Origin of the sequence: Synechococcus sp. R5-13, from assembly GCF_047462015.1 — a bacterium.
Taxonomy (GTDB): domain Bacteria; phylum Cyanobacteriota; class Cyanobacteriia; order Thermostichales; family Thermostichaceae; genus Thermostichus.
The window spans coordinates 1-5,894 of record NZ_JANSIL010000214.1; the positions used below are offsets into that span (position 1 = coordinate 1).

5 protein-coding genes and 1 pseudogene are annotated in these 5,894 nt (G+C 58.4%); 5 read left to right on the forward strand and 1 reads right to left on the reverse strand.

The features are described 5' to 3' along the window. The first annotated feature begins 100 nt into the window (after window positions 1-100). Together NW840_RS13665 and NW840_RS13670 are read left to right on the forward strand one after the other, a co-directional pair. Window positions 101-895: a CDP-alcohol phosphatidyltransferase family protein gene (locus tag NW840_RS13665; protein WP_414344860.1), complete on the forward strand. Its 795-nt coding sequence runs from the start codon at window positions 101-103 to the stop codon at window positions 893-895. Window positions 896-1,021: 126 nt separating this feature from the next. Then, window positions 1,022-1,879 carry a methyltransferase domain-containing protein gene (locus NW840_RS13670; protein WP_414344861.1) on the forward strand — a complete coding sequence of 286 codons (858 nt, stop codon included), beginning with the start codon at window positions 1,022-1,024 and terminating at the stop codon, window positions 1,877-1,879. Between the two features lie 47 nt (window positions 1,880-1,926). Here the strand turns inward: NW840_RS13670 and NW840_RS13675 are convergent, their stop codons facing one another. After that, complete coding sequence (locus NW840_RS13675; protein WP_414331024.1) at window positions 1,927-2,547, reverse strand: uracil-DNA glycosylase; 621 nt, start codon at window positions 2,545-2,547, stop codon at window positions 1,927-1,929. A 280-nt stretch (window positions 2,548-2,827) separates the two neighbouring features. On the opposite strand from NW840_RS13675, the gene NW840_RS13680 reads away from it, so the two are divergent. The 3 genes and pseudogenes from NW840_RS13680 to NW840_RS13690 all read left to right on the forward strand — a co-directional run. Continuing rightward, entirely contained in the window at window positions 2,828-4,288 is a 1,461-nt protein-coding gene (locus tag NW840_RS13680; protein WP_414344863.1) for a TldD/PmbA family protein, read from the forward strand. 20 nt (window positions 4,289-4,308) lie between these two features. Beyond that, a complete protein-coding gene (locus NW840_RS13685) occupies window positions 4,309-5,175 on the forward strand; it encodes a DUF4351 domain-containing protein (RefSeq protein ID WP_414344865.1) in 867 nt (288 codons plus the stop codon). 4 nt (window positions 5,176-5,179) lie between these two features. Continuing rightward, window positions 5,180-5,894, forward strand: a pseudogene (locus NW840_RS13690) (RNA-guided endonuclease TnpB family protein); the annotation flags it as partial.

The window sequence follows — 5,894 nt, forward strand, 5'->3', positions numbered from 1 at the left end:
GGCTTGCCAACTGCAGGGCTACCGAAAGCCCGCCCTGTACTGCGAAGCAGTCAGGGTCGGGTAGTTTACTAGCATTCTCATCATCTGGGATGATTCTGGGATGATGATTTCCATCGCGTTGGCGGTGCGGAGCAAGAAAATTGAATCGAGAGGTTTTGTGCCTCTGGCCTCTGGGATCCCAGCCGGTGGTGATCATCGGCAACAGCGTTGCAGAGCAATAAGAAAGGAGTGTTTCTTGCTGGATAAGGTGCTTAGGCAGTGGAAGGAGCGGCTGTTGGCTCCAGTGCTGCAAACCCCTCTCCAACAGGTGCATCCCCTAGCCATTACCCTGTCGGGGTTTGCCATGGGCCTGGCCTCTGGGACAGCGGCAGCTTACGGGGCCTACGGGTGGGGGCTGGGCCTGTGGTTGCTGAACCGGTTTATGGATGGGCTGGACGGCACGTTGGCTCGTCTGCAGGGACGGCAGAGCGATCTGGGGGGCTACCTGGATATGCTGCTGGATGTGGTGGTCTACGCGGTCGTTCCCCTGGGGCTGGCCTTTCACCAGGGATCCCTGCTGGGCTATGCTTCTCTGGCTCTGATGCTGGCCAGCTTTTACATCAACCTTTGCTCCTGGATGTATTTGGCAGGGCTGTTGGAAAAACGGCGTTCGCGACAGCGTTGCGGAGCAACAAGGACGGATGGCACTGTCGGGGCGGGATCCCTGGATGAACTGACCAGCTTAAGTATGCCGTCGGGGCTTATCGAGGGCAGCGAAACCATCTTTTTCTACGGCTTGTTTTTCCTTTTCCCGGAGTACATGGTGGGCTTGTTTGGGCTGATGGCGATTCTGGTGCTCTTGAGTGCTGTGCAGCGGTTGGTTTGGGCGCTGGGATCGCTTTCTGCTCCAAGGTGAGCCCGGAAAGGGTCTGTTACTATGGCTCCGTCCGGCTGGCGCGAGTTGGGTTACAAGGGTTCCCCATCAGATTTCACCGGGCGAGAGGATCCAAAATGAGAAAGCCATAGACCGAGATCTGCCGCCGTGACCTCCACCCTCAACCAACGCATTCGCCACTTCTACGATGCCTCCTCCGGCCTCTGGGAGCGGGTGTGGGGGGAGCACATGCACCATGGCTATTACGAGCCGGGCCAAACCGGTAAGGATCGCCGCCAAGCTCAGATTGACTTGATTGATAGGGTTATCCAGTGGGGCCAGATCGGGGATCCCTGCCCTCCCCAGCACATTCTTGATCTTGGCTGTGGCATTGGGGGAAGCAGCTTGGAGTTAGCCCGGCGCTTTGGGGCACAGGTTACGGGCATTACCCTCAGCCCCGTCCAAGCCAAGCGGGCTACGGAGCGCGCCCAAGAGGCCGGCCTGAGCAACAAGGTGCGATTTCAGGTGGCCGATGCCCTGGAGATGCCCTTTGCAGACAACACCTTTGATCTGGTGTGGTCTCTGGAAAGCGGCGAGCACATGCCGGATAAGCGGCAGTTTCTGGCCGAGGGCTGGCGGGTCTTGCAACCGGGCGGGCAGGTGATGGTGGTAACCTGGTGCCACCGCGAGGGATCCCTGAGTCGGCAGGATCAACAGCTTTTGCAGAAAATCTACGAGGTGTACTGCCTGCCCTATGTGATCAGCCTCTCCGGCTACGAGGCTCTGGCCCAACAGGTGGGCTTTGAGCAGGTGCGCAGCGCCGACTGGTCGGAGCGGGTGGCCCCTTTCTGGGATGAGGTGATCGCTTCTGCCCGCGACTGGCGCTGGATCTGGGCTTTGCTGCGCAGCGGCTGGGTTACCGTTCGCGGGGCGCTGGGGCTGGGCCTGATGCGTCAGGCTTATGCCACCGGCTTGCTCCGCTTTGGCCTCTTGACTGGGTTCAAACCTGGGGATCAGCCAAGGTAGGGATCCCTTGCTCTCCTTTGGGAGGAGGGGCGCTTGGGGAAATGGGCTCAAAAGTTGGGCTGGGGCGGTGCTGTGCCGGTGAGTTCCAGATACTTTTGCTTCACCGCCTGAATATCCTGCCACATCAACCACTTGGGGCTGCCGGGGGTGCGGTCTGGGTTGCGCAGCAGATAAGCCGGGTGAAAAATGGGCATACACCAGCGTCCCTGCCACTGGATCCATTCCCCGCGGATCTTGGTGATCCCTCGCTTCTCGCCCAAAAGGGAGCGCACCGAAGTGGCCCCCGTGAGCAGAATAATCCAGGGATCCACCAGGCGAATTTGCTCCAACAGATAGGGACGGCAGGCGTCCATCTCCTCCTGGGTGGGCACGCGGTTGTTAGGGGGGCGGCACTTGACCACATTACAGATGTAGGTGTCCTGCTCGGGATCCAGCCCCACCGAAGCCAGGATTTTATCCAGCAATTGTCCCGACTTGCCCACAAAAGGCAGCCCCTGCAGGTCTTCGCTTTCCCCTGGCCCCTCTCCGATGATTAAAATCCTTGCCTTGGGGTTGCCCCGATGCACCACCACATGGGTACGGCTGGCTGCCAAGTCGCAGCGCTGGCATACCAAACAATGCTGCTTCAGTTGCTCCAAATCCCTGTAAGTGCCGGGGGGGATGGACACCTGGGCCGACAGGGGGATCTGATCCCACTGGGGGAGTGTCTCCTCCGCCGGGGCTGGCGGCTCGATGGGATCGTCAAATAGGCTGGGCTGAAGCTCCGGCGGTTTTTTCTTGGCAGCCATTGCAAGTCGAGGTTTCCTTGTGCAGCGATCTTCGACTGCTCCCCCGTCCTTGTCAAGCTCCAGGTCAATTTGCCGGCAGGGGAGAACCTTTACGCCCTGTTAAACTGGGGAAACGAAAACTTGCCTCGGCCTCAGCTCGTCTCTACTCCCTGAGCCTGCCATGCTGCTTTTGTCCAAAGAACTGCCCAACCTGAACTACCGTCATACTCTACAGCGCTTCGACGAGGATTGGCGGGATCCCCTCTCTGCCTTGTTGGGTTGGGGTCGGGCTGCTGGTGCGGACTTGGTGGAGATTTTCCTAGAACGGGGCAATTCCATCAGTTGCCTGGCCGAAGATGACGCCATCACCAGCATCACCCCACGACTCTCCACCGGGGCCGGCGTGCGGGTGTTTCGCGGCTTGGCCGACTGCTACGTCAGCACCAACGATCTATCCTTTGCCGGTCTCAAGGCTGCTCTGGAGAAGGGCCTTTCGCTGATGGGCCTCACCCCTCCCGGCCCCACAGCGCTGGTTTCTGCCATCAACCTGGAGATGCTGCAGGACTACGGCGAGCGTCGCCGCAAAGATGGCTGGTTGAAGGAATGTAGCCCCATTGCGGAGATGGGGGAGATCCTGCTCAAAGCCAACGAGCAACTGGGTCGCCAAGCCCGCCATGTGCAGTCCCGCCGCACCACCTATTTCCGCGATTGGCAAGAGATTCTGGTGGCCTGCAGCGATGGCACCTTTGTGCGGGATGTGCGCCTCACCCAATCCGTGAGCTCTACGCTGCTCTGTGCCGATGGATCCCATCGCGCCTCTGTCAGTCAACGCTCCGGCGGTACGGGGGATCCCGACTTTCTGCGCCGTTGGGATCTGGAGGCCCATAGCCGGGAACTGGCAGAAGCTGCCGGCCAGATGCTCTATGCCGACTACGTGGAATCCGGCACCTACCCGATTGTGATGTCCAACGCTTTTGGCGGCGTTATCTTCCACGAAGCCTGCGGGCATCTGTTGGAAACCACCCAGATTGAGCGCAAAACCACTCCCTTTGCCGACAAAAAAGGCCAGAAAATTGCCCACAAAAACCTCACCGCCTGGGACGAAGGTCTCTCTGAAGGGGCCTTTGGCAGCCTGGATGTGGATGACGAGGGGATGCCCGTCCAGCGCACTTTGCTAATTGAAAAGGGCATTTTGAAGAACTTCCTGGCCGACCGGGCTGGCTCAATGCGCACCGGCCACCCCCGCACCGGCAGCGGTCGCCGCCAAAACTACACCTTTGCCCCCGCCAGCCGTATGCGCAATACCTACATTGCCCCCGGAGATGCAGAATTGGACGATCTTTTTGCTTCTATCGACAAAGGCATCTATTGCAAGCGCATGGGGGGAGGGAGCGTCGGCCCAACCGGGCAATTTAACTTCGCCGTCGAAGAAGCCTATCTCATCGAAAACGGCAAAATTACCAAGCCCCTCAAGGGAGCCACCCTGATCGGAGAAGCCAAAGACATCTTGACCAAAATCTCCATGTGTTCTAAGGACCTCAGCTTGGCAGCCGGGTTCTGTGGCTCCGTCAGCGGCAGCATTTATGTGACGGTGGGGCAGCCCCACATCAAGGTGGATTCCATTACCGTGGGCGGTCGCTAATTCCAGGGATCCATCTCGACATGGCCTATGACAACGTCTGCAAATATCTGGCCGAGCGTTTCCCAGAGCAGTTTGCCCGCTGGCTCATGGGAGAAGTGGCTCGGCCCCGACTCTATCGGAGGTATCCTCACCTATCGGTGCAGCAGGTGGTCAAGGTGCTCCGCACCGCTAACGCGATTGACTTGCGCAAAACGGGGTCGGAGCGAGTTTTCCAGACCTCTTTTCGTCTAGAGAGGCTGAGCCATGAGTTTGATGTCATCCGCCTATGGGAATGTGATTTGAGGGCCGGAGCGGATCGGCAAGCCCTACTGCCTTTTCGGGTTCTGAGCCAGGTGGAAGATCCAGCAGAAACCTTGCGAGAGGTGGTCAGTGAGCTAGAGAGCTTGGCAGACCCCAGTGAGAGAAGGGAATTGGCAGCCGCAACAGCCGTCTTGGCGGGACTAGCATTGGATCGGGGTTTGATTCGACAAATCATGAGGTCTTTGGATATGAGGGAATCGGTGATCTACCAAGAGTGGCGGGCAGAAGCTCTGCGAGAGGGGCTGGAAGAAGGGCGCAAAGAAGGACGCAGAGAAGGACTACAACTGGGCCTGCAACAAGGGCTACAACAAGGATTGCAACAAGGATTACAACAGGGATTGCAACACGGGGAAGCAACGCTGGTTTTGCGGCTGCTCAGGCGGAAGTTGGGATCCCTTGACCCGGCCCTTGAGAATAGGATTTGGGCTTTGTCAACGTCACAACTGGAGGCGCTGGGGGAAGCTCTGTTGGACTTCAGCAGCTCGGAGGATTTAACTGCCTGGCTGGCCCGTCAGCTAGAAACCGCAGGAGCCCCGCTCTCTGCCCACAGGGCAAGGGTCGGGAGGAATGTGAGTAAAATGCAATAAGGCTATGACCCAAGTCCTGACCGTTTCTTGCAAGCTCAAGGTGTCCCAGTCGCAAGCCGCCAAATTGGACGAGACATTGGATGCTTTGTCGCTACGCGACGCTAACGCGAACGGCCAAGCCTTGAACTGGGTCAACCAAAACACACCCGAGAAAGTCGTCAACCCACTGAAACTCCAATCCCTGTGCTACTACGAAATCCGTGCCCGTTTCGGCTTGTCCAGTAATTTGGCAAGGACTACGTCCCGCTTACGCGACCAACAGATATGCAGACGGGTAGCGTCTGCTCGCAAGGTGGCACAACAGAAAAACCGCCCGGTCAAAGCGTTGTCGCTACGCGACGCTAACGCGAACAAGGGTGGCTTCGCTACCTACGACGCTCGTATCTTTTCGTTTCGCGAGAAAGACTGGACGGTGTCGCTGTCGCTACGCGACGCTAACGCGAACACCACGGTGGAGGGTCGAGAACGCTTTGAGCTGGCGATTGGTCATTACCAGAGAGAACAGTTGGCAGGCTCCAATCCCAAAAAGACCTCCGGTCCGCTGACGCGAACGGCCACTCTGGTCAAGCGCAAAGACGGTTCCTACTCCATCCAGATTTGCGTGGAAGCAAAGTTACCGGAACAGCAGAACACCGCTCAGGTGGTAGGCGTGGACTTGGGAAGGACAGATATTGCCCATACGTCAGAGGGGGACAACTGGAATGGACAGCAGTTGAACA